19 protein-coding genes and 2 pseudogenes are annotated in these 20489 nt (G+C 58.2%); 11 read left to right on the top strand and 10 right to left on the bottom strand.

Annotated elements, in window-relative coordinates:
- Nucleotides 1–122: 122 nt before the first annotated feature.
- From JNB88_RS24610 to JNB88_RS24595, 4 genes are all read right to left on the bottom strand, one after another.
- On the bottom strand, nt 123–287 hold the full coding sequence (locus JNB88_RS24610; protein ID WP_220357728.1) for a hypothetical protein: 165 nt from the start codon (nt 285–287) through the stop codon (nt 123–125).
- Nucleotides 284–1084 (bottom strand): exodeoxyribonuclease III, encoded by an 801-nt coding sequence (gene xth, locus JNB88_RS24605; RefSeq protein WP_220357727.1) that lies wholly within the window; start codon nt 1082–1084, stop codon nt 284–286. Before xth ends, JNB88_RS24610 begins: the two co-directional genes overlap by 4 nt.
- 3 nt (nt 1085–1087) lie before the next feature.
- Nucleotides 1088–1261, bottom strand: coding sequence for a DUF3606 domain-containing protein (locus JNB88_RS24600; RefSeq protein ID WP_220357726.1), 174 nt, complete (start codon nt 1259–1261; stop codon nt 1088–1090).
- Between the two features lie 63 nt (nt 1262–1324).
- On the bottom strand, nt 1325–1495 hold the full coding sequence (locus JNB88_RS24595) for a hypothetical protein (protein ID WP_220357725.1): 171 nt from the start codon (nt 1493–1495) through the stop codon (nt 1325–1327).
- Nucleotides 1496–1585: 90 nt separating this feature from the next.
- On the opposite strand from JNB88_RS24595, the pseudogene JNB88_RS24590 reads away from it, so the two are divergent.
- The 4 genes and pseudogenes from JNB88_RS24590 to JNB88_RS33805 all read left to right on the top strand — a co-directional run.
- A pseudogene (locus tag JNB88_RS24590) lies at nt 1586–1851 on the top strand (Lrp/AsnC ligand binding domain-containing protein); the annotation flags it as partial.
- Between the two features lie 148 nt (nt 1852–1999).
- On the top strand, nt 2000–2278 hold the full coding sequence (locus tag JNB88_RS24585; RefSeq protein WP_220357723.1) for a hypothetical protein: 279 nt from the start codon (nt 2000–2002) through the stop codon (nt 2276–2278).
- A gap of 268 nt (nt 2279–2546) precedes the next feature.
- Entirely contained in the window at nt 2547–2864 is a 318-nt protein-coding gene (locus JNB88_RS24580; RefSeq protein ID WP_220357722.1) for a hypothetical protein, read from the top strand.
- Between the two features lie 241 nt (nt 2865–3105).
- Nucleotides 3106–3236 (top strand): annotated as a pseudogene (locus tag JNB88_RS33805) (amino acid ABC transporter permease); the annotation flags it as partial.
- A gap of 411 nt (nt 3237–3647) precedes the next feature.
- Here the strand turns inward: JNB88_RS33805 and JNB88_RS24575 are convergent.
- The 6 genes from JNB88_RS24575 to JNB88_RS24550 form a co-directional block, all read right to left on the bottom strand.
- Complete coding sequence (locus tag JNB88_RS24575; protein WP_220357720.1) at nt 3648–4877, bottom strand: GNAT family N-acetyltransferase; 1230 nt, start codon at nt 4875–4877, stop codon at nt 3648–3650.
- 87 nt (nt 4878–4964) lie between these two features.
- Nucleotides 4965–6098 carry an LLM class flavin-dependent oxidoreductase gene (locus tag JNB88_RS24570; RefSeq protein WP_338111031.1) on the bottom strand — a complete coding sequence of 378 codons (1134 nt, stop codon included), beginning with the start codon at nt 6096–6098 and terminating at the stop codon, nt 4965–4967.
- Nucleotides 6099–6167: 69 nt separating this feature from the next.
- Nucleotides 6168–7817, bottom strand: a complete 1650-nt coding sequence (locus JNB88_RS24565) for a dipeptide ABC transporter ATP-binding protein (protein WP_220357718.1) — start codon at nt 7815–7817, stop codon at nt 6168–6170.
- A complete protein-coding gene (locus tag JNB88_RS24560; protein ID WP_220357717.1) occupies nt 7814–8653 on the bottom strand; it encodes an ABC transporter permease in 840 nt (279 codons plus the stop codon). Before JNB88_RS24560 ends, JNB88_RS24565 begins: the two co-directional genes overlap by 4 nt.
- Nucleotides 8650–9663, bottom strand: a complete 1014-nt coding sequence (locus JNB88_RS24555) for an ABC transporter permease (protein ID WP_220357716.1) — start codon at nt 9661–9663, stop codon at nt 8650–8652. The genes JNB88_RS24560 and JNB88_RS24555 overlap by 4 nt, the downstream gene beginning before the upstream one ends.
- Nucleotides 9664–9668: 5 nt before the next feature.
- Nucleotides 9669–11249, bottom strand: coding sequence for an ABC transporter substrate-binding protein (locus JNB88_RS24550; RefSeq protein ID WP_338111030.1), 1581 nt, complete (start codon nt 11247–11249; stop codon nt 9669–9671).
- A gap of 308 nt (nt 11250–11557) precedes the next feature.
- Between JNB88_RS24550 and JNB88_RS24545 the strand changes: the two genes are divergently transcribed.
- The 7 genes from JNB88_RS24545 to JNB88_RS24515 are packed head-to-tail and all read left to right on the top strand — an operon-like array spanning nt 11558 to nt 20381.
- Nucleotides 11558–13312: an ABC transporter substrate-binding protein gene (locus JNB88_RS24545; RefSeq protein ID WP_220357713.1), complete on the top strand. Its 1755-nt coding sequence runs from the start codon at nt 11558–11560 to the stop codon at nt 13310–13312.
- A gap of 4 nt (nt 13313–13316) precedes the next feature.
- Nucleotides 13317–14930, top strand: coding sequence for a dipeptide ABC transporter ATP-binding protein (locus JNB88_RS24540; protein WP_220357711.1), 1614 nt, complete (start codon nt 13317–13319; stop codon nt 14928–14930).
- A complete protein-coding gene (locus JNB88_RS24535; protein WP_223217312.1) occupies nt 14920–15852 on the top strand; it encodes an ABC transporter permease in 933 nt (310 codons plus the stop codon). Before JNB88_RS24540 ends, JNB88_RS24535 begins: the two co-directional genes overlap by 11 nt.
- 3 nt (nt 15853–15855) lie before the next feature.
- Nucleotides 15856–16845 carry an ABC transporter permease gene (locus JNB88_RS34430; protein ID WP_220357709.1) on the top strand — a complete coding sequence of 330 codons (990 nt, stop codon included), beginning with the start codon at nt 15856–15858 and terminating at the stop codon, nt 16843–16845.
- A gap of 43 nt (nt 16846–16888) precedes the next feature.
- The gene (locus tag JNB88_RS24525; RefSeq protein WP_220357708.1) at nt 16889–18139 is read left to right on the top strand and encodes an acyl-CoA dehydrogenase family protein; all 1251 of its coding nucleotides are present in this window, start codon (nt 16889–16891) and stop codon (nt 18137–18139) included.
- Nucleotides 18140–18150: 11 nt separating this feature from the next.
- On the top strand, nt 18151–19071 hold the full coding sequence (locus JNB88_RS24520; protein ID WP_220357707.1) for an LLM class oxidoreductase: 921 nt from the start codon (nt 18151–18153) through the stop codon (nt 19069–19071).
- A gap of 20 nt (nt 19072–19091) precedes the next feature.
- Nucleotides 19092–20381 (top strand): NtaA/DmoA family FMN-dependent monooxygenase, encoded by a 1290-nt coding sequence (locus JNB88_RS24515; RefSeq protein ID WP_220357706.1) that lies wholly within the window; start codon nt 19092–19094, stop codon nt 20379–20381.
- Nucleotides 20382–20489 lie beyond the last annotated feature (108 nt).

The raw sequence follows: 20489 nt of genomic DNA, 5'->3' as shown, positions 1-20489 counted from the left end.
CAAGTCAGATTCCCAACCCAAAAATCGCTTGGGTGTCCGCTCCCTTGGAAAAAACACGAGTAAGGTTTGAATATCTGTTGGGCACAGCGGAGGCTGGCGCCATAGCTCACAGAGCCAGCCGATCAAACAGCTTCCGGGTCCGGGTCGCGATCCAGCGCGACCTTGAGGTTACCAACCTCTTCGATGATGGCGTCGAAGACGTCTTTCTGTTTCGCTCCTGCGACGACGAACTTGTCGACGAAGTCTTCCAGCTTGTCGCGCAGGCGCGCTCTCCAGTCATCGGTCATCGCTTCCTCCTCTTCTTGACGGGCTTATCGCTGAGTTCGATCCACACCGGGGCATGGTCGCTGGTGCTCTCCCAGCCTCGGACGTGCTTGTCGACCTCCGCATTAGACAACCTTTCGGCAGCCTCTGAACTCAGAAGGAAATGGTCGATCCGCAGCCCGGCGTCGCGTGCGTATGCGTTCCTGAAATAGTCCCAAAATGTATAGATGCGCTCGTCCGGATGCAGATGACGAAGGGCGTCCGTCCAGCCCTGGTCGACAAGCTTCTTGTAAGCCTCCCGCACCTCGATGCGGAACAGGGCGTCGTCCGTCCACCGCTCCGGCTTGTAAACGTCCAGCTCGGTCGGCATGACGTTGTAGTCGCCCGCGAGGATGACAGGCACCTCCAGTTCGAGCAGCTCAGCCGCATAGTCCTGTAGACGCTTGAACCAGCGAAGCTTGTAATCGAACTTCGGGCCTGGATAAGGATTTCCGTTCGGCAGGTACAGGCCACCGATGACGATTCCGTCGACGATCGCCTCGATATAGCGGCTGTGCTCGTCTTCCGGTTCGCCCGGAAGCCCCTTCCGCGTGAGATGAGGCTCCCGCCCCTTCGCAAGGATGGCTACGCCGTTCCACGATTTCTGGCCCTGCCACACCGCGCCGTAACCTGCGGCTTCAACCGCCTTGGTCGGGAATTTCTCTTGCGGTGCCTTAAGCTCCTGCAGGCAGACGACGTCCGGCTGGGCCCCCCCCAACCATCGCAGGAGGATTTCGAGCCGGCCGTTGACGCCGTTTACATTGTAGGTCGCAAGCTTCACGGCCTAGTGCCGGATCTCCGCTTCGACCTTCTTGCGCGAATTCCCGGCGCTCTTCACGGCCTTCTTGACCGTATCTTTCGAGACGCCTTCCTTTTTGGCTTCGTAGCGGACTTCGTGATCCTGACCGCCGGCGACCTTAGCGCGATCCTGCGCTCTGCCTCGTGACGTGGTGGCCATGTAAATACCTCCTGATGATGTCGATCCTCCGAAAACGGGCGTCGAATCAAGAAGTTCCATGACCTACGGCGCGAGGCACTCCTCGCAGATGCCGCAGCCGTCGTCGTCCAGGAAGGATTGCGTGCGCCCACAACAAAGACAGGTACACGCGCCCTCGCGACTGGCGTCGTCGTGCTCCGGCGGCAGGATTTCGATTTCGGTGGTGGCTTTCAGCTCCAGGATGTCGTCTTCCATCTCGAGTGCTCCAGGTTGGAGGACCCCTTGGAGATGGTGAGGCTTTCGATCGAAACAAGAAGGCCCTTCTCTTCCGCGACGATTGCCGGTAGAACCGGTTCGCACTCAACCGAGCTGCTCCGGCGCTTGTCCGATGTCGTTGCAAGCTTTCCTGAAGTCGTTGAGTTCTACCGAATGAGTGGAGAAATTGACTACCTGATGCGGGTGGTCGTGCCGGTGTCCATGTATACAATGCTTTCTATGAACGCCTGCTCGCGAAGGTCCAGATTCGCGCTGTTGCATCCGCCTTCGCCATGGAAACCATAAAATACACCACGAGCCTGCCGCTAGACCATCTGCCGCTCGCCCGGAATTAGGGCGACGGAGGTCGGGAGGGTTGTCTTTTCAGTCACGCCAGTTTGCAGCGGAACGCTTTCTAAGCGGCGCGCGCTATTTGAAGTTATGTTTCTATAGTCTACAAACTTAATAGTCTATTCTGGGTCTCGCAGTATTAAGGAGATTGAGATGAGCGCCTCAAGGCATTTCGCGCGGCTTTCTCGCATTCGTGACCAGCTGGAAGCCCAGCTTTTGATGCACGAAGCTCGAGACTGCTTCGACGAGTACGATCATGACGGCGGCCTTGAAGCTGAACTGCGCGAGCGCATCACTGAAATCGGCAATGAGATCTCAAGTATCTGCCGCCGACTTGAATATCGCGACGGGCATCTCCAACGAAATTCCCGATATAAACCAGGTCTAATTCAACGCGCCCTGTCATCTTTGGCGGGTCTCACGAGCCACTAGCACACCGACAAGTATTTGAAAGGAAAGAGCGATGTTGCGATCACTAGCGGCCTGGCTTTGGCGGAGGCCTAAGAAGATTGAAGACCCCATACACCGGGAACCAAGCCGACAACCGGTCTATTCCAGTGAAGATGACCAATATCTGGCAAGGTCTTATGAGCTCTATTATTGGGGCGCGGTGCCAGGCCCGTGGTACTAGCCTTAGCGATGTATGAACTCAGTTAAGCCGACACTTTGGAGTACAGTATCTGGAGGAGGCAATGTCGATATGAGAGACGCTAATCACACGTTGACAGCCGCTGAGCTCATAAAAATATCTACCGAGTCACCGGCGATGGATGCCAGGCAGCGACGCCTAATCATTACTCGCTTGGTTCACGCGCTCCTTGAACATGTCGAGCTACTGGATGATGCTTCTTCACAAAGCTCAGGTGTTGCTCATCTCGGCAAGACGCTTCTGATTATGGCCGACAGCGTGGCGACTGCCGATGATATCACGTTCTCTACGGTGCTTTTGGAGGCGGCGCTTCTCGTGCGGAAGCTTGATGCCGTGACCGCACGCAGAGTGCCTTTCCTGCCGAATTAGTTTAAGCTAACCTCTCGCGACCTGGTGCTATCAGTGTCGTTGGCAGGTTTGTTCTGAGACTAGGCTAATCCCAGGCTGATGTTCGATCTCGTTCAACAGGCGGCTGGATTCGCATCCGACATGGACATCGTCATTCCGGTCCCCCGGCACGTTTTCGGCTGACGACGGTCTCGCCGATCGAATGTGTTTGCCTGTCGGCCCGCAGATTCGATCGCGATGCAGGCGACAAAATGGAAGGCTTCGCGTCACTGCGGTCCTGAACTTCTATTATCTGGAGGCCTTCCTGGTTGCGGGGGTCATCTACATGGTGATCGCCTATGCGGTGACGCAGATCGCCCACCGAACGGAGCGGCGTTAAGGGTGCGCACTTAGGTCAAAGGCGCCCGGAGCAGATCTGGCCCGAGGTCAGTTCATAGCGTCTGAACAGCTTTGCGGGAGTCGAAAATTGGTTCGCCTCGGTTTTCCGCGCTCGGCCGCGCTGTTTTTCGTGCGAGCGCAGCGGAAAGCAACTCTATGAGTGTGCCATAACTCTCAGCACCCGAAACGCGATATCGCCGCCAAAGCGCCTCCGGTGAGAAGAGAGCGGTCGACCATGTGACAACGGCCAGCGGCGACTTACGCACGCTGGGCAACCGAGCCCCCAAATCCGCACGATCATACATCGTCCGACGTCTGATCACGTCCTGCCCGACTTTCAATCAGGTGAGCTTTGATGTCGAGTTTGAGGAACGGGAAGCGCCTCGCTAGCACCTGTTCGGGCAAATAGGCTAACCACTTTCAAAGCTAGAACGAAATGCCGGAATGGGGTCTCGTTCCAGGCACACCAAACGCCTCGTCCAGGGCGCCAATGCCCAGCCTATCTGCGTCGATCCGACCCGCGGCCGCGAGAGCGGCCGCTGACTGCGCGCCGAAGACAAGTTCTGCAATAGCCTGTATCGACAATTCCAATGCAGGCCGCTCTTCGCTGCGCACGGCACCCTTACCCGAAAGAGACCAAACCCCGGTGTTGTCAGGAAGGATCGGGTCGGTGATTTGGAAGACCACTCGACTATCGCGCCCATATGTCCGGCCGTTGAGAAATTTTTCCAAGTCCAGTGGTCTGATCCAGCTCTCATCGCGAAGCTCCGAGATCTGCACGGCCCTTGGGTTGTCGATAAGAAGCTGCAACGGGTCATCGATAGGGCGTGAGGGTAAGATGACCTTGTGGAGGATATCCTGAGAAAGAAGGTGCTCCATCAATCCCCGCCAAGCAACGTCGTCATGGGCAACCAGATCGTCTACGATTACCGTTCGCTGAGCTGACGTGAACCAGTTTTCCGATGGTTGAACGTGAAACCTCAAATACCCACGCTCTGCTCCTTCGGCTCCGATGACGACGGCATGATGCGGTGTCGATCCCTGTGTCGTGCGAAACTTCTGGATTTCCCACCAGGCATCCCAGCGAGTCAGCGTGGCGGCACGTGGTACCGGCGACGAGTTTGCTATCCTCTTGAAGAGTTCGAAGTTCTCCAGAGCGTCGACGCGCCTCACATCACCCCGATGAACTGGGTTGAGCCTTCCTCCGTTCGTAAGGTCAATCTCTTGGCGAACCGACCAGGATGCGATGCCGTATCCATATCGGCCGTATATCCTGGCGTCCGAAGCGCGAAGGCCTGCGACAACGAAGCCGCTTGCGCGGGCTTGGCGGAGTTGCTCGGTCAGAAGTCTTCTCGCGATTCCGCGCCTTGCGTGCGTGGGTGACACGCCGACATGAGTCACTCCCAAGTGACTGACGCGATTGCCGCCTGGCAGTACGACAGATGATCCGTATCCGTTCACGACGCCTTGGAGTTCGTCGTCGACAAATCCTCCAATCGGGGAGCCACCCTCAAGATAGGCATGTTCGGCCTCGGTGCTTGCGCGGCCGATATCGCCGATACCAAGCATTGACTGTCGGAACTTGGCGAAGGCTTCTCGGCGCCCTTCGGTGTGAGCGAGCGATCGAACTTCGAATTTCAACAATTGGTCAGTCATTATAGGCCTTTGAAAGTCATACGGAAATCGAGAACCATGATGGGAAGACGCCGTGATGGACAACGGAAGCGGCTTATTTCTTGGTGGCTACACTGGAGCGAGGCGCCCCCGGGACTTCAAAAGGGCGGCTGCGCCTTCTCCGAAATGCCATGCTTCCTCGAGATGAGGCTGACCCGAGAGGATAAAGTGATCGAAGCCAGCGTTGTGATAGGCTTCAATGAGATCCGCTACCTGTTCATGGCTTCCCACCAAGGCTGTTCCAGCCCCTCCACGCACGAGGCCGTAGCCGGACCACACGCCCGGATGGATTTGAAGATCGCGCGCAGATTTCGGCAAAGCGTCGCGGTCTGCATGCAGGGCGGACATATTGCGCTGACCGACGGATTCCGATTTCGAAGCGAGACCCCGGGCCTTCGCGACCTGTTCAGGAGAAATCCAGGACAGAAGCTTGTCGGCAACCGCCCACGCTTCGCTCTCGGTATCTCGTGAGATCACATGCAGGCGAACACCGAACTTTAGATCACGTCCTTTGGCTGCAGCCTGCGCTTTCAGCTTCGCGATGTTGTCGGCCTCGAGATCCGGCTGACGCCCCCATACGAGATAGACATCTGCGTGGGATGTCGCGACCTCGGTCGCCGCGCTGCTGGCGCCGCCGAAGAAGATCGCGGGCAGAATGAAGGGAGCTGCGTTGATGCGAGCCTCGCGGATGTCATAGTGCTTCCCTTTGAAGGAGAAGGGCTCCTGCTGGCTTTCGTCCGTCACGCCTCGAAGAACCTGAATGAACTCCGCGGTCCGTTCATACCGCGCATCGTGGTCGAGATGGTCGCCGAAGCGGGCCTGTTCGAAGCGATCGCCGCCGGTCACGACGTTAAGCAGAAGTCGGCCGTCGGTAATCCGTTGGAACGTTGCTGCCTGATGCGCGACGAGCGTTGGCGAAATCAGACCAGGACGAAATGCCACAAGGAATTTCAGTCGCGTCGTCTCGCGCGATAGCGCCGCCGTCGCGATCCACGCATCTTCGCACCATGTTCCAGTTGGTGTCAGAACGGCGTGGAAGGGTTGGGCTTCCGCCGCACGAGCCACCTCGCCGAGATAGGACAGCGTGGGCGGCCTGAAGCCTCCGGCAAAGCCGATGATATGGCTGTCATTTCCAGACCCTGTCAACCCGCGACTGTCGCCGTTCGTTGGGAGATACCAGTGAAGATTGATGCGTCCGCTCACCGTTTCATCTCCGCGAGTAATTGCGCATTGAAGGGGCCAGGATCAGCGAGGTCGCCAAGTCTTTTATTGTCATGCAAAATCTCGTTGTGCAAAGGATTCGGCTCGTAGCTTGATCGAGTGCCTCCCGGGGATGGAGGCGATCAGTTTTCGAGCGTAGGTGGATTTTGGATTGCTGATGATTTCGCCCGCAGGACCGACTTCGACGATCTTGCCGCCCTGCATGACGGCAATAGTATCCGAAATCGAGGCAGCGACGCGCAGGTCATGGGTGATGAAGAGCACGGAGAGGCCAAGGTCACGCTGGAGTTCGGACAACAGCTTCAGGACCTGGGCCTGAACCGAGACATCCAGCGCTGATACGGGTTCGTCAGCGACCAGCAGCCTCGGTTCAAGCATGAGCGCTCGGGCCAGGGCGATACGTTGGCGTTGTCCGCCCGAGAATGCATGCGGCCTGCGATCGGCTGCACTTGGATCGATCCCGACGCGGCCAAGCAGTTCTCTCATACGCACTTCGGCAGTGTCCTTGGTGAGACCGCAATTGATCGCAGCCTCGGTGAGGACGCGGCGAACGGTGTGGCGCGGGTTCAGAGACGACTGCGGATCCTGGAACACCATTTGGATCAGGGGTCGGCGCGCGCGGATAAAAAGATCTCTGGCGCGGACGATCTCTTCGTTCATGAAGCGGAACTGCCCTTCGTCCCGTTCCAAGAGGCCAGTTATGACCTGACCCAGCGTCGACTTGCCCGACCCGCTTTCCCCGACAAGCGACAGGGTTTCGCCTTGCCGCAGCACCAGGTTGACCCCGTTGAGCGCGGGAACTGCCTGACGCGCATTTCCAAAAACTCGGCGCGGGGCCTTGTGGCGCTTGCAGATATTACTGAGCTCGAGGATAGCGGACGTATTGACTGCGTCTCGGTGCGGAGTCGATGTGAGGTCTGGTACCGCCGACAGCAGTCTACGCGTATACGGGTGTCCGGGCGAGGCAAGCAGCTCTCTCGAGATACCCGTCTCCACGATCTGGCCGTCCTGCATGACAACGATAAGGTCTGCGATATCGCGCACCACGCCAAAGTCGTGGGTGATGAAGAGCACTGCAAGACCGCGTTCCGCCCGCAGTTCAAGGATCAGCTTCAAGATCTCCGATTGCGTCGTGACGTCCAGCGCAGTGGTCGGTTCGTCGGCAATCAGGAGCTCGGGGTCGCAGGCGATTGCGATTGCAATCGCCACTCTCTGGCGTTGTCCGCCGGATAGCTCATGCGGATACCTTTGAACGATCGTTTCGGGATGCGGGAGATGCATGGATGCAAACAGCGATGTGATCTCGTCCGCGGCTCCCGAACGGCCGTGGGCCTGCAATGTCTCTCGGACCTGCCTGCCTACGGTCAACAGTGGGTTGAGCGCCGTCATGGGCTCCTGGAACACATATCCAATTCGTGCGCCGCGGAGCCGACGCAGGCGAGGTTCGCTCAGTGCCAGCACATTCTCGCCATCGAACGTCAGCGAGCCGCTGACAACCCTCAACGAGTCGCTCGGAAGAAGGCCAGCGACCGCCGAGGCCAGCACAGACTTGCCAGAACCGCTTTCGCCGACAATGCAGACGATCTGGCCTCGTTCGACGCTTAACGTTGCGTTGGAAACGGCGAGCGGTCTGTCTGCGCCCTTCGGAAGGGCGATATCAAGCTTGTCGATCGATACAAGCGACGTCGAGCCGCGCGTCATGCTTGACCCCTTCCGGTGCGCTTCGGATCGAGCCAGCGTTCCAGCCCGTCTCCGACCAAGTTGAAGGCGAGCACGGTGAGGAATATCGCAAGGCCAGGCAAAGTGGATAGCCACCAGTTTACGCTGAAAGACGTCCGACCGGAGCCGAGCAGGAAGCCCCAGGAGACGGAGTCGCGGGTTCCCAGCCCCAGGAAGCTGATGCCGGATTCGATCATCACGGCGCCTGCGACCAGCAGCGATCCCTGTACTATGACCTGCGGCAGGACGTTTGGCAGCACGTGAGAAACGGCAATCCGCAGATGTGACAGCCCGCTTACTCTTGCCGCACTGACCCAGTCACGGCGGCGGATGGACAAGACCTCGGCGCGAACGATCCGGACGATCGGCGGCCATGAGATCAGGGCGATGGCAAACACGACCGTCCAGCGTGTTGGGGAGAGGATCGCGACGACCATGATCGTCAGCAGGAACCCTGGAATGGTCTGAAAGAACTCGGTGACACGAATGATCACCTCATCGACGAACTCACCGAAGTATCCTGACACCAACCCCAAAGTGGCACCAAAAGTGACTGCAAATGCAACAACACTGATCGCCACTGAAAGCGTTGCGCGGCTGCCATGGACGAGCCCTGCGGCAAGATCCCGCCCCAGCATGTCCGTCCCGGCGGGAAAACCAGGGGAGAGGGGCGGCAGGTTTGGCCGGGCCACCATCCGCCACGGATTATCGGGATATAACACGTCTGCGAAAACAACGAGCACTGCCAAGGTTGCAAGAATAAGAAAGCCGAGGAGCACGGGAGGCCTCAGCAAAGGATGGCTCTGCCGCAAGATCATGCCGTTCCCTCCCTGTCGAGGCGCGGGTCGATGATCCGATAGGTCGCGTCGGCGACTAGGTTTGCGAGGATTACGCCACAGGACGATACGATGAACACCGCCAGAAGGACGTTGTAGTCCCGGCTTGCCAATGCGTCGAAGGCCAGTCTTCCGATGCCTGGCCACGCGAACACCGTTTCGACGAGTATCGAGCCGCCGATAAGCTGACCCGCCTGCAGGGCTGCGAGCGTGATGGTCGGTAGCAAGGCATTTCGAAGCAGGTGATCCTGCCAGATGCGCCAGGACGAGAGGCCCTTTGCACGCGCCGTTCGGATAAAGTCCATGCTTGAGACCTGGAGGAGAGTGGTGCGGGCCACCCTCGCATGGACCGACATGTGAAACAGTCCGAGTGTCAGGACTGGTAAAATCATGTGGGACACGCGATCCCAAAAGGCAGCCCAACCACCTTTTGCGGCAATGGCGGCGGTCTCTATCCCGTACGACGGAAGCCAGCCGAGTTTGACTGCAAAAATGATGATGAAAACGAGACCAACCCAGAACAGCGGCATGGCGAAGAAAGCAACCGATATCGTCGTGATCAATCCATCGATCACCGATCCCGGCCTCCTTGACGCCAGAGCACCAAGTGTCACACCGAGCACGACGGAGAATACGAACCCACTCAGCGTCAGAAGCAGTGTCGCCGGGACCTTCTCGAGGACGATATGGATGACCGGGCGCTGGTCCCGATAGGAGAGACCGAAGTCCAGTGTTGCGATGCTCTGGAGATACCGCCACAGCTGAAGGTATACAGGACCATCCAATCCGAGATGCCGACGCAATTCGTCGACGAACGCCGGATCGCTTCCTCCCTGATCGCCAGCCAGTATCAGCGCTGGATCACCAGGCGCGAGCCGGAGCAACAGGAAGCTGAACACGACAACGCAAAGCAGCGTCAGAAAGGCCTTGAGAAGCCGCAGCCCAGCACTGGACGCTGCCAATCGGCTCCGCGGCGACGTAAACTGCGCCATCAGCACTACTTCTTCAACCAGACGGAGGCAAAGTTGTCATCGGTTCCGAGTGCCGTTGTGATGAGGTCCTGAACCTTATTGCGATAGAGCGTCGGAAACACGATGTCGTGGGTCCACACCATCGGCACGTCCCGTGACAGGATTTGCTGAACCTTCGAGTAGATCTCTTTGCGCTTGGCAACATCCAGTTCGTGAGCCCCCTGGTCGAGGAGCGTATCGACCTCCGGATTGGAGTAACCGTTGACGTTGCCACCCGTGCTGCCAGCGTTGTCGCCCTTCACGGTTTTGTACGCATAGGAAATTCCGATCCCCGGATCTGCCGTGGTGTAGACGAAGTTCTGAGCAAGGTCATAATCGAAGCGTGTGAGGCGCTTGAACCATCCAGCCACGTCGACGGACTGGATTTCGACCTTTACGCCAACGGCGGCCAGAGCCTCCCGCAGGTATTCCGCCTGCCGCGACCAAATTTCACCGTAGGGAAGTGGCACCAGCTTCACGGTGAATCTCGTCCCGTCAGTGCCGACCTTGTATCCAGCATCGTCGAGCAGGGCGGCCGCCTTCTGCGGGTCGTAAGGATACGTCGTCTCGACACTGGTATCCTTGTAGGCCGACAGGCGCGAGAAGGCGCCGTTGATCGGCTTGCCGTATCCCGCGAAGATCGTGTTTATGATGAAATCTCGGTCGATTGCCTGTGTGATTGCCTGTCGGACCTTCTGATTTGCAAGGATGGGATTTCGGTTGTTGAGATGAACGTAGCCGATCGGCTGCAGGAACTCCCAGCCTTCCTCGCTCGTCTTCACGCCATCCAGGGCCGATAGCCGCGGAATATCGAAATTCTCCACGTCGCCGGACCGAAGAACGTCAACCTGGCCTGTCTCGAAGGCGATCGATCGCGAATTGGCATCCGGCACAATCTGGAAGTCGATTTCGTCTAGGTACGGCTTGCCTTCATCCCAGTATTTGTCGTTCCGGACGAGGCGAATGATGCTGCCTTTCTTCCACTCGGCGAATTTAAAAGGTCCGGTTCCAATAAACTCGCGGTTCGCTGGCGCATTGCGGTAGTCCGTCACGCCGACATATTTGTGTGCAGGCACGATCGCGACGTTGAGAGACCACAAGAACGCCGGGTAGGGCGCTTTCAGAACGAATACGACCGTCAGATCGTCCGGTGTTTCAATGCGGTCTATCTCTGCTCGCAGATCTTTCGAACGTGCATGCTGAACCGGAAGGAAGTCGCCGAGGCTGAACGCGACGTCCTTCGATGTGAATGGCTCGCCGTCATGCCAGGTGACACCGGGGCGAAGCCTGAAGGTATATGTCTTGCCGTCTGCGGAAATGTCCCAGCTCACCGCCAGTCGCGGAATGGGCTTTATGTCCTTTGCGGAATAGCCGAGCAGGGAATCGTAGATCTTGTCACCTACGAACGTCGCAGGGCCGAGGCGATTGATCCCCGGGTTCAGGGATATCGGTTCGGGCTGGACGATCAAATTGAGCGTGCCGCCCCGTTCCGCCGCAAATGCTATCGACGTAAGCGTCGACGCAACCAGTGCTCCGGCAATGCCAAGCGCATATGATTTCCAACTCACCTTAGTCACCACAGACCCTCAAATGTCTACAATTTTTGTAGATATGCTATAGAATCGAGACGAGGGTGCAGTGGTTTTGTTCCAATTTCAGCCCGTTCAGTAAAATACTCTCTTGAACAAGTGTTTTGGTGCGCCGGACCGTGGGCTCGCGAGGAAGCTGAGGAGGCCTAAGCGGAAGTGTATTCTGCCAAACACGAGTAGCGCAGGCAGATTTTTTTCCGGCGCATCGATGTTTGGAAGTTTGGGACATTCTCGGACGTTGATAAATCGATAAATCTTATAGACATTATCAACTAAGGCACCGGAAAATGAAACTTCGTTCTCACCGCTTGGCTAGCCGACTCTTCGCATCGGGGCTCGCGATCACCGCAGCGCTCGGATCGCAAGCTACTGCAAGTGAACCGCAGTATGGCGGCACCTTGCGCATTGCTTCCCTTCAGGATTTGGACGCATTCGACCCGCTGACGGGGTACAGCACCGATTCATGGGAAATCCTGCGCGCTGTCACTCGCCAGCTTGTCACCTATCCGGGCTCGCCGAAGGATATCAAAGACGACACGAAGCTGGTGCCAGATCTGGCGAAATCGTGGGATGTGACCGACGACGGAAGGACCTATACCTTCCATCTGAAGGACGACGTCTTCTATTCCGGCCCGATAGATCGCAAGATCGTTGCTGGCGACTTCGTATACGACATTAAGCGCTTCTGCGATCCCAACAAGCAGGTTGCCGCGATCAACTACTTCAATCTCGCGATCTCCGGCTTTAAGGCCTATTGCCAGGAGTTCGCCAAGGTGCCGACGGGCGATCTGGCTGCGAGCAAGGCATTCATCGACGGTCACGAGATTGCGGGTGTGAGCGCACCTGACGACAAGACACTCGTCATCAAGTCGGACACCAAGAACTACGATTTTCTCAATATTCTCTCGATGAACTTCGTGTCCCCGTTGCCGCCCGAGGTGGCATCAAAATATTTCCCTGACTCCGCCGAGTTTCGGAAGAACTTCCCGTCGAGTGGCCCCTACTATGTCGACTCCTATCAGGATGGGCAGAAGCTCGTTCTGAAGAAGGCCAAAAACTTCAAGCCGGAGACCGACGAAGCCCGCAAGGCGTACGTCGACGAAATCGTCGTCGATTTCACGGCAAACAGCGAAGACAGCATCGTCCAGAAGATTGAAGCGGGCGAGGCGGACCTTTCCCTTTATCTCGATACGCCCCCGCGCAGCGCCATCAAGCGCTTCCAGACGCAGAAGGACGCGCAACTACATTCCTCCAATAGCGGCGCGGCTAACTTCATAACCTTCAATGCGCGCCCGGAGGCTCAGAGTGACGGGGCGAATGCTCTTCGCAAGCCGGAGGTACGTCAGGCGCTGACTTATGCGGTCAACCGTGCGCACCTTGTTCAGGTTCAGGGTGGTCCAATTGCCGCGGTCCCATTGTCGCAGATCATCACCTCTACCATTCTTGGCTACGAAAAGTTCGACCCATATCCGACCGAGGGCAACAAGGGCGACAAAGCAAAGGCGAAAGAACTTCTTGCGAGGGCAGGCTACCCCAACGGCGTGAAGCTTGACGCAATTTACCGCACGACCGCCCAGTTCGAGGCCATTGCAGTCGCCGTAAAAGAGGATGTGGCTCCCGCTGGCATCGAGCTGAACCTGATCCCGATCCCGCCGACACAGTGGTATGCGTTCATCCAGGACGCCAAGAGCAGATGGGACATTTCGCTCGGCGGGCAGTTCGCTCCTGACTGGCAGGGCCCGAGCACCCGCATGCTTCTCGGCGGCTGGCTGAACTCGGATGCGTCCCCCTGCGGCACCGGAAACGTGAATTCGATCTGCTACAGCAACGCCGAGCTCAACAAGCTTGCCGCTGAAGCGTTCCCGTCAGACGACCCGGCGCCGATCTGGGCGAAAGCCGACAAGATCGTCTCCGCAGACCTGCCGTGGATCCCTCTGTTCGAGAAGCGCAAGATTGCGATCACATCGGATCGCATCACGCACTGGGCATGGTCGTCGCTGGCCGTTCAGGCCGACATCACGAACATTGCAGTAAAGAACTGATCTGATGAGCGTCTTTTCCGTTCGTGATTTAAGGGTTCGCTTCGGAGCCGTAGAGGCGGTACGAGGCGTATCGTTCGATGCCGAGGCGGGAAGGACGCTCGCAATCGTCGGTGAATCAGGATCTGGCAAAAGTGCCAGCCTTCTCGGTGCGGCAGGCCTTCTGCCTCGCTTTGCATCAGTCGAGGGCAACGTGCTCTATCGCGGCAGGCAAATCCTTGGAGCGCCTTCGGCTGTATTGCGCAGAATCTGGGGGGCGGAGATTGGCTTCATTTTCCAGGACCCATTGAGCAATCTCCATCCCCTGAAGACGATCGGGGACCAGATAGGCGAAGCCGTGTCTGCGCACCGCGCCGTTGATAGGAAGGAGAAGCGTGAGCGGATACTCGAGCTTCTCAACGATGTCGAAATCTCCAACCCCGGAAACCGTCTCGGTGACTATCCACGCCATCTGTCCGGTGGAATGCGCCAACGTGTCATGATTGCCATGGCGATCGCGTCAAACCCCGGTCTTATCATCGCGGATGAACCAACGACGGCCCTGGATGTGACCGTGCAGGCGTCCATTCTCGATCTGTTGCGGCGATTGCAAGAGCGGCACAAGACTGCTCTGGTGTTCGTCAGCCATGACCTTGCCGTAGTCTCCGACATTGCAGACGAAGTCGCAGTAATGCGCGATGGGGTTGTAGTCGAGCGTGCGGGATCGGATGCAATCTATTCAGCACCCAAACATTCCTACACGCGAGAACTGCTTGGAGCAGCGCGACTTGACGGACCGCGAACCTACACGCAGTCGGCTTCAGTCGGCTCTCGGGAGCCCCTCCTCGAAGTCGAGGCTTTAGGTCGCTCGTTTGTTTCGGATCAAACAGTGCTTGAAGATGTGTCGTTTTCGATAGGCAAGGCGGAAATTTTGGGGCTGGTGGGTGAATCCGGATCCGGCAAGTCGACCATCGGTCGCCTGATCGCAGGGCTTGATCGCCCAGATCACGGCACGATTTCTCTGGGAGGCAATCGGTATTCACGAGCGGGGCGCCCGGCGAACCTCAGCGGAGAACTTCGCAAAAAAATCCAGGTCGTGTTCCAGGACCCATATGCGAGCCTCAATCCCCGAAGATCCGTCGAGGCTATTCTTTCCGACCCTTACGTAATAGCAGGCGAACGTGACCGCACTCGGTTGAAGACACTGGTCCGCCAACTGCTGGCGGAGGTCGAGCTTCCGCAGACCGTGCTATCTCGCCTGGCCTCTCAGCTGTCTGGAGGTCAGCGACAACGCCTGTCGATCGCCAGAGCCATTGCCCTGAGACCGTCGCTCGTCATCGCAGACGAACCTGTATCTGCGCTCGACATCACCACACAGGCCAAGATCGTAGACCTACTTCGTCGTCTCCGAGACCGCCTCGGCGTTTCATTCCTGTTCATTTCTCATGACCTGGGTGTCATTGGCGAACTCTGCGATCGCGTTATCGTGCTGGAAAAGGGGCGCATCGTGGAGTCGGGTCCGGCCAGAAGGATATTCGAGCGCGCCGAGCACGAATACACGAAGAGACTTCTCGCGTCCATGCCGGGCCGCAAGCGGAAGATCGACGACACCAATGCGAAGGCGGCGGCCTATGTCGGTTGATGTCTTTGACGTGACGGCTGACCGCCGCTTGGTGCCTCAGTTCGCGGTCTTGGCCTGGCGCGAGCGGAGCGTCCGCGTTGGGGTTGTCATCGTCGGATCGGTGCTGGTGGCGGCTTTGCTTGCACCGCTCGTCGCGTACTTTTTGGGACATGGGCCAATGGACCAGTTCCCGGATCTTGCGCTTGATGAAATGGGTATCCCAATCGGACCGTCATTGTCATTTCCCTTGGGAGCCGACGGGAACGGACGAGATGTCTTCGTACGAACCCTCTATGGCGCGCAGATATCCCTGCTGGTTGGAGTTCCGGCAACGACTGCTGCGATGATCATAGGGACACTGATCGGAATGATCAGCGGGTTCCTCGCGGGTCGGGTAGACCGTATGATCAGCCAGGCGATCGACGTCGCAATGTCGTTTCCTTTTGTCGTAACCGCCTTGAGCCTTCTGTCACTGAACAGAGGCGATCAGGGAATTCCGCTGATCTCCCCTGTCCTTGTTGTCATCCTTGTCATTGCCCTGTTTTCCTGGACATACTTCGCCCGTCTCACACGCGCGATGGTGCTGGAAATGCGATCCGGTCCCATGGTCGAGGCCTCTTTCGTCATCGGCGCGTCGAAGGCGCGCATCATCTTCGTGGACATCCTTCCGAACATCCTTCCAACGCTGCTGGTGTACTGGGCGGTGCAACTTCCAGCCAACATTGTGGCCGAGGCAACGCTGTCCTTCCTGGGTGTCGGGATCCAGGCCCCAGTGCCCAGCTGGGGCAACATGATCGCCGAGGCCCAGCGGACTTCCCTTTATCAAGATCAGCCCTGGTTCCTGGCCGGACCCGGTCTTGCGTTGTTCCTCACCGTGGTCGGCTTCAATACGCTGAGCTCGGGGTTGAGGTCCGTACTCGATCCGCATCAGAGGCGCTCCTAAGCCGTGACAAAGAATATCGTCTCAACCGTGCTACGGTCGGCTTCGACCCTATTGATCGTGCTGGTACTTTCCTTCTTCATCACCAGGATTGCCTATCGCAACCCGGCAGCGATGCTCGCTCCCAGGAACGCGACGCAGGAAACGATCGATGGCGTGGCGCGGGCCCTGCGCCTCAATGAACCCTGGTACGCTCAACTCTGGTACTACCTTTTCCGCGGCCCGGATATCCAGGGAGCTCCAATGGGACTGCTGCACTGGCCGCCTGCCCTCGGCTACTCCTTCCGCAAGCAGGCGCCTGTCACAGACCTCATTCTTTCCAAGGCGCCCGTTACGATTTCTCTGGCGCTAGGTGCGATGGTCATCTGGATGGCGATCTCGATCATCTCTGGCGTAGTGGGCGCACGATGGCAGGGGCGACTTGTTGATCATGTGCTTGCCTTTTTCGCCTATGTCGGGCTGTCGGTGCCGACCTTCCTCAGTGGAATCCTGATCTCCTATTTCTTCTTCTTCCAACTCACGAACCACGGCTTCGCCTGGTTCCCGAGCAGTGGATATGTTCCGCTATTTGAAGACCCGCTCGAATGGGCAAGGCATCTGGTCTTGCCGTGGGCGACGCTGGCGATCGCCGAAATCGGCATATTCCAGCGGATCGTCCGGGCAGGCATGTTGGACGTCCTCGGTCAGGACTACATTCGCACGGCCCGCGCAAAGGGACTTCGTGAGAGCACGATCTATCTGTCGCACGCTTTGAAGTCGGCACTGAATCCGATCATCACACTGGCCGGTCTCGAACTGGCCGTCATCATGGGCGGCGCGATCGTCACGGAAACCATATTTGGGCTCGATGGCGTCGGTCGCATGGCGATAACCGCCGCTTTGGATGGGGATTTTCCGCTTGTGATCGGAACGACCATCTTTGCTGCGTCGGTCTTCGTTGTCTGCACCATGATTGTTGATCTCGTCGCCCAGTGGCGGGACCCCGCAAGATCGTAATCCCGCTGAAATTTCACGCATAATTACTAGAATGGAGAATTACATGACCGCAGTGGATGCACCACTTTCCCTAACCTACCTGCGCCCGGCGACAGCAAGGGAAGAAGTGCTGGTCGAACGGTTCCAGCCGATCTTCGATCGTATTGCCGCGGGAAATGTCGAGCGCGAGCGCAACCGAACCTTTCCTTTCGAACAGGTACAATGGCTGAAGGACGCCGACTTTGCCCTTGTGCGAGTTCCAGAGGGGCTTGGTGGCTTTGGTGCTTCGCTCGAACAGACCTTCTACCTGCTGGCCCTCCTTGCGGAAGCCGATGCAAACGTTGCCCATGTCTGGCGCAATCATCTCGCCTTCGTCGAAGACCGCCTGAACGCACGACCCTCTGAAGCGAACGAACGATGGTTCCAACGCTTTCGAGACCGCGAGTTCGTCGGCGGCGGCTGGACCGAGGCAAACAACGGAACCTACGCGACAATCAAGACCGTCGTAACCCGAGAGGACGATCATTATAAAATCACCGGCGCAAAGTTTTACGCGACCGGAAGTCTATACGCAGACTGGCTCGACGTGATCGGCAAGGGTGAGGACGGCTCGCTGATCACAACCCTCGTCAACCGCCACCAGCCGGGCGTAGAATTGACCGACGACTGGCCAGGTTTCGGGCAACGCACCACAGCGAGCGGCAGCGCCATCTACAAGGATGCTATTGCTCACGAAGGAGACGTGTTCCCCGCAAGCGAGCGGGTCGTTTACCAAGGGCATTTCTACCAGACTGCACTGCTCGCGGTACTGACAGGCATCACCCGGGCAGTCCAGCGTGATGGAATAGCGGCTCTCAAGTCTCGCGGCCGCAATTATCCACAAGGTCTCGATCCAGTCCCCGCGCTTGACCCGCAATTGCTGCAAGTGATCGGCGAGGTTTCGGTAAGGGTTTTTTCCGCCGAGGCCGCCCTGCGTCGCGCTGCCAGTTCTCTCGACCTAATCGCAGCAGCGCATGCGGCGGGCGACGTCGCCCTGCGCGATCAACGGGCGACCGCAGGGGAAGTGGCTGTGTCGCAAGCACAACTCTCGATAATTGACGGGGTCCTCTATGCTGCCACACACGTCTTCAATGCCCTTGGCGCTTCAGCAACGTCCGAAGACACGGCATTGGACCGTCACTGGCGCAACGCGCGCACACTCGCCTCACACAACCCCGTCGCTTACAAGGCTCGGATTCTCGGCGACTACCTTGTCAACGACAAATCCCCGGTCTCAAGCATTGCGCGGCTCGGTCGTGGCGGCCAAGGAAACTAGGGAGACGTGAAATGACGAAGCCCTATCTTGCCCTCGGGCTCGCAGGACCACATCTGGTCGAACTCACGTCAAGCCGCGCACTCCTCGCGCGATGGGACGCCCTGGAGGTCGCGTTCAGCGTCCTGGGTATCGACCGCATCGATGGCAGCGCACCGGCGTCGGTTACCTTGACCAGTTCAGCGGTCGGCGCGACTCTTGCGGGAGCAACCAAGAACGGTCGGTTTCTGATAACTGCGACGCCGCAGCGCGACCATCCATATAATATTGCGCGGCGCGTGGCGTCGCTTGGGCATTTGTCTGGGGGGCGCAGCGGCCTGCTTGTTGGCGTTCGCGATGCCTACGCGCCAGTCGGGCCAGCGGAAGCTACAGCGTGGGGCGGGGCAGGGCTCGCCCGCGGTGCTGCACTCAACGCTCAGACGGCCTACGACGCTGCTCGGGCGGTGAGAGCACTCGAACAGAGCTGGCCCCATGACTCGATTATCGGAGATAGGGAAACGGGCATTCTTATTCAGTCCGACCGCATCGTCCATGTGGACATCGACAACAGCTTCTCGATTGCAGGGCCGTTGAATGCACCTGAGCCCGCAACGGGAGCGTCTGTGATAGGTTGGTACGACGGGCAAGATGACCATCCTGCGATAAGCGATGGCGACCCGATCGATCTGATGATTGGTGCCTCGGGATCCGTCGCCGTCATGTCGATGGGCGACAAGCCACCGCTTGATGGCTTTTCGGGTGTCTTGCTTCGCGCAAATGCCGATCAATCGATCAGTGATCTGTTCGACGCGGTTGAGGGCCTACTTGCGGAAGACTTCGCTCCGACCCCGCTTGGCGGCTCGCTGCGTTCGGCGCTCGACCTCTCGCACCCAAAACCACTGCCGTCCACTGCACGATCAGCTTTCCCGGCGCCAAAGCCCCATGTGGCACTTTAGCCCCAACGAAGAGACAACAGATGACAAACAAACGATCCGGTCACGTGCTGCTTGGGATCAACGTTCTCGTTCTTGGCTATCTGCCGGCGGCTTGGAAGACGCCTCTGTTGAACAAGGATTCGTTCATCGACCCCACCTACTGGGAAAACATTGGTCGCACCGCAGAACGCGGAACCCTCGATGCGCTGTTTCTTGCCGACGGGCCATTGCTTGGCGACCCCGCTTACGACGCCAACCCGATCCGGCTTGAGCCCTCCGTAAACTGGGGACATGTGGCCGCGGCAACTTCACATGTCGGGCTGGTTGCGACGGCATCGTCTACCTTCAATGATCCCTTCGAACTCGCCGAGCGCTTCCTTTCGTGGGACCATCAGACCGGCGGACGAGCCGCTTGGAACGTGGTTACAACCCGTAACATTCCCGCGGCACGGAATTTCGGGCTGCCTGATATTCCTGACCGTGACGACCGCTATGGCCGGGGGAGCGAATTCGTCGACGTCGTGAGGGCGCTGTGGGGATCGGCTGCAACGGGCAAAGATATACGTCACCATGGCGAGTTCTTCGATATCGAAGGCCGCCTGCGCGTTCCGGTGTCCAAACAGGGTCACCCTATCATCTTCCAGGCGGGTGGTTCGTCACAAGGACGCGAACTCGCAGGGCGCGTCGCTGAAGGCGTTTTCACAGCCGAACTCACCAAGAATCAGGCCATCGAGCACTACCGCCTCGTGAAGAGGTTCGCTCAAGACAACGGTCGGTCCCCCGACGACATCAAGATCCTCCCCGGCCTTCTTCTAAGTCTGGGGAGCACTGAAGAGGAGGCACGACGTCGAAGCGACGAACTCCACGACGCGGGTCCGGCATCATACTCTATCGGCTGGCTGTCGCAGGCGATCGGCTACGACGCTTCAAAACTCGAACTCGACGAGCCTTTTCCCGAAGAGGTTCTTGGCCCCATAAAGGACACCCAGAAGTTCAACGGCAGCATTGGTTTCCGCGAGTCCATCGTCACGCAGATCCGCAAAACCAACCCGACGGTACGGGAATATCTCAAACAGACCCGATATACCGGCTCGGGTCACGCCGGATTTGTCGGCACGCCGGAACAGCTCGCAGATCATATCGAGGATTGGTTTCATGCTGGAGCAATTGATGGGTTCAACCTGCAGCCAGATCGTTTGATAGACGGCCTGGCCGTGGTTGTCGATGAGTTGGTGCCTATCCTGCGCAAGCGGGGGCTATATCGTCATGAGTACGAGACTGAAACGCTGCGCGATCATTTCCGTGCCGCATCGCCCACGCCTCTTTTCTGAAGTTTGGCTTTGGGTCAGAAATGCCAAAGCGAGAAATCGGGGCGTAAGTCCGTATAGATGCCTTTCTTAGCGTTCGGCCACGGCCGGACGCGTTTGGGTTGTCTAATG

The organism is Rhizobium cauense, from assembly GCF_019511525.1.
Lineage (GTDB): Bacteria > Pseudomonadota > Alphaproteobacteria > Rhizobiales > Rhizobiaceae > Rhizobium > Rhizobium cauense.
This window is presented reverse-complemented; position numbering and strand designations above follow the sequence as displayed.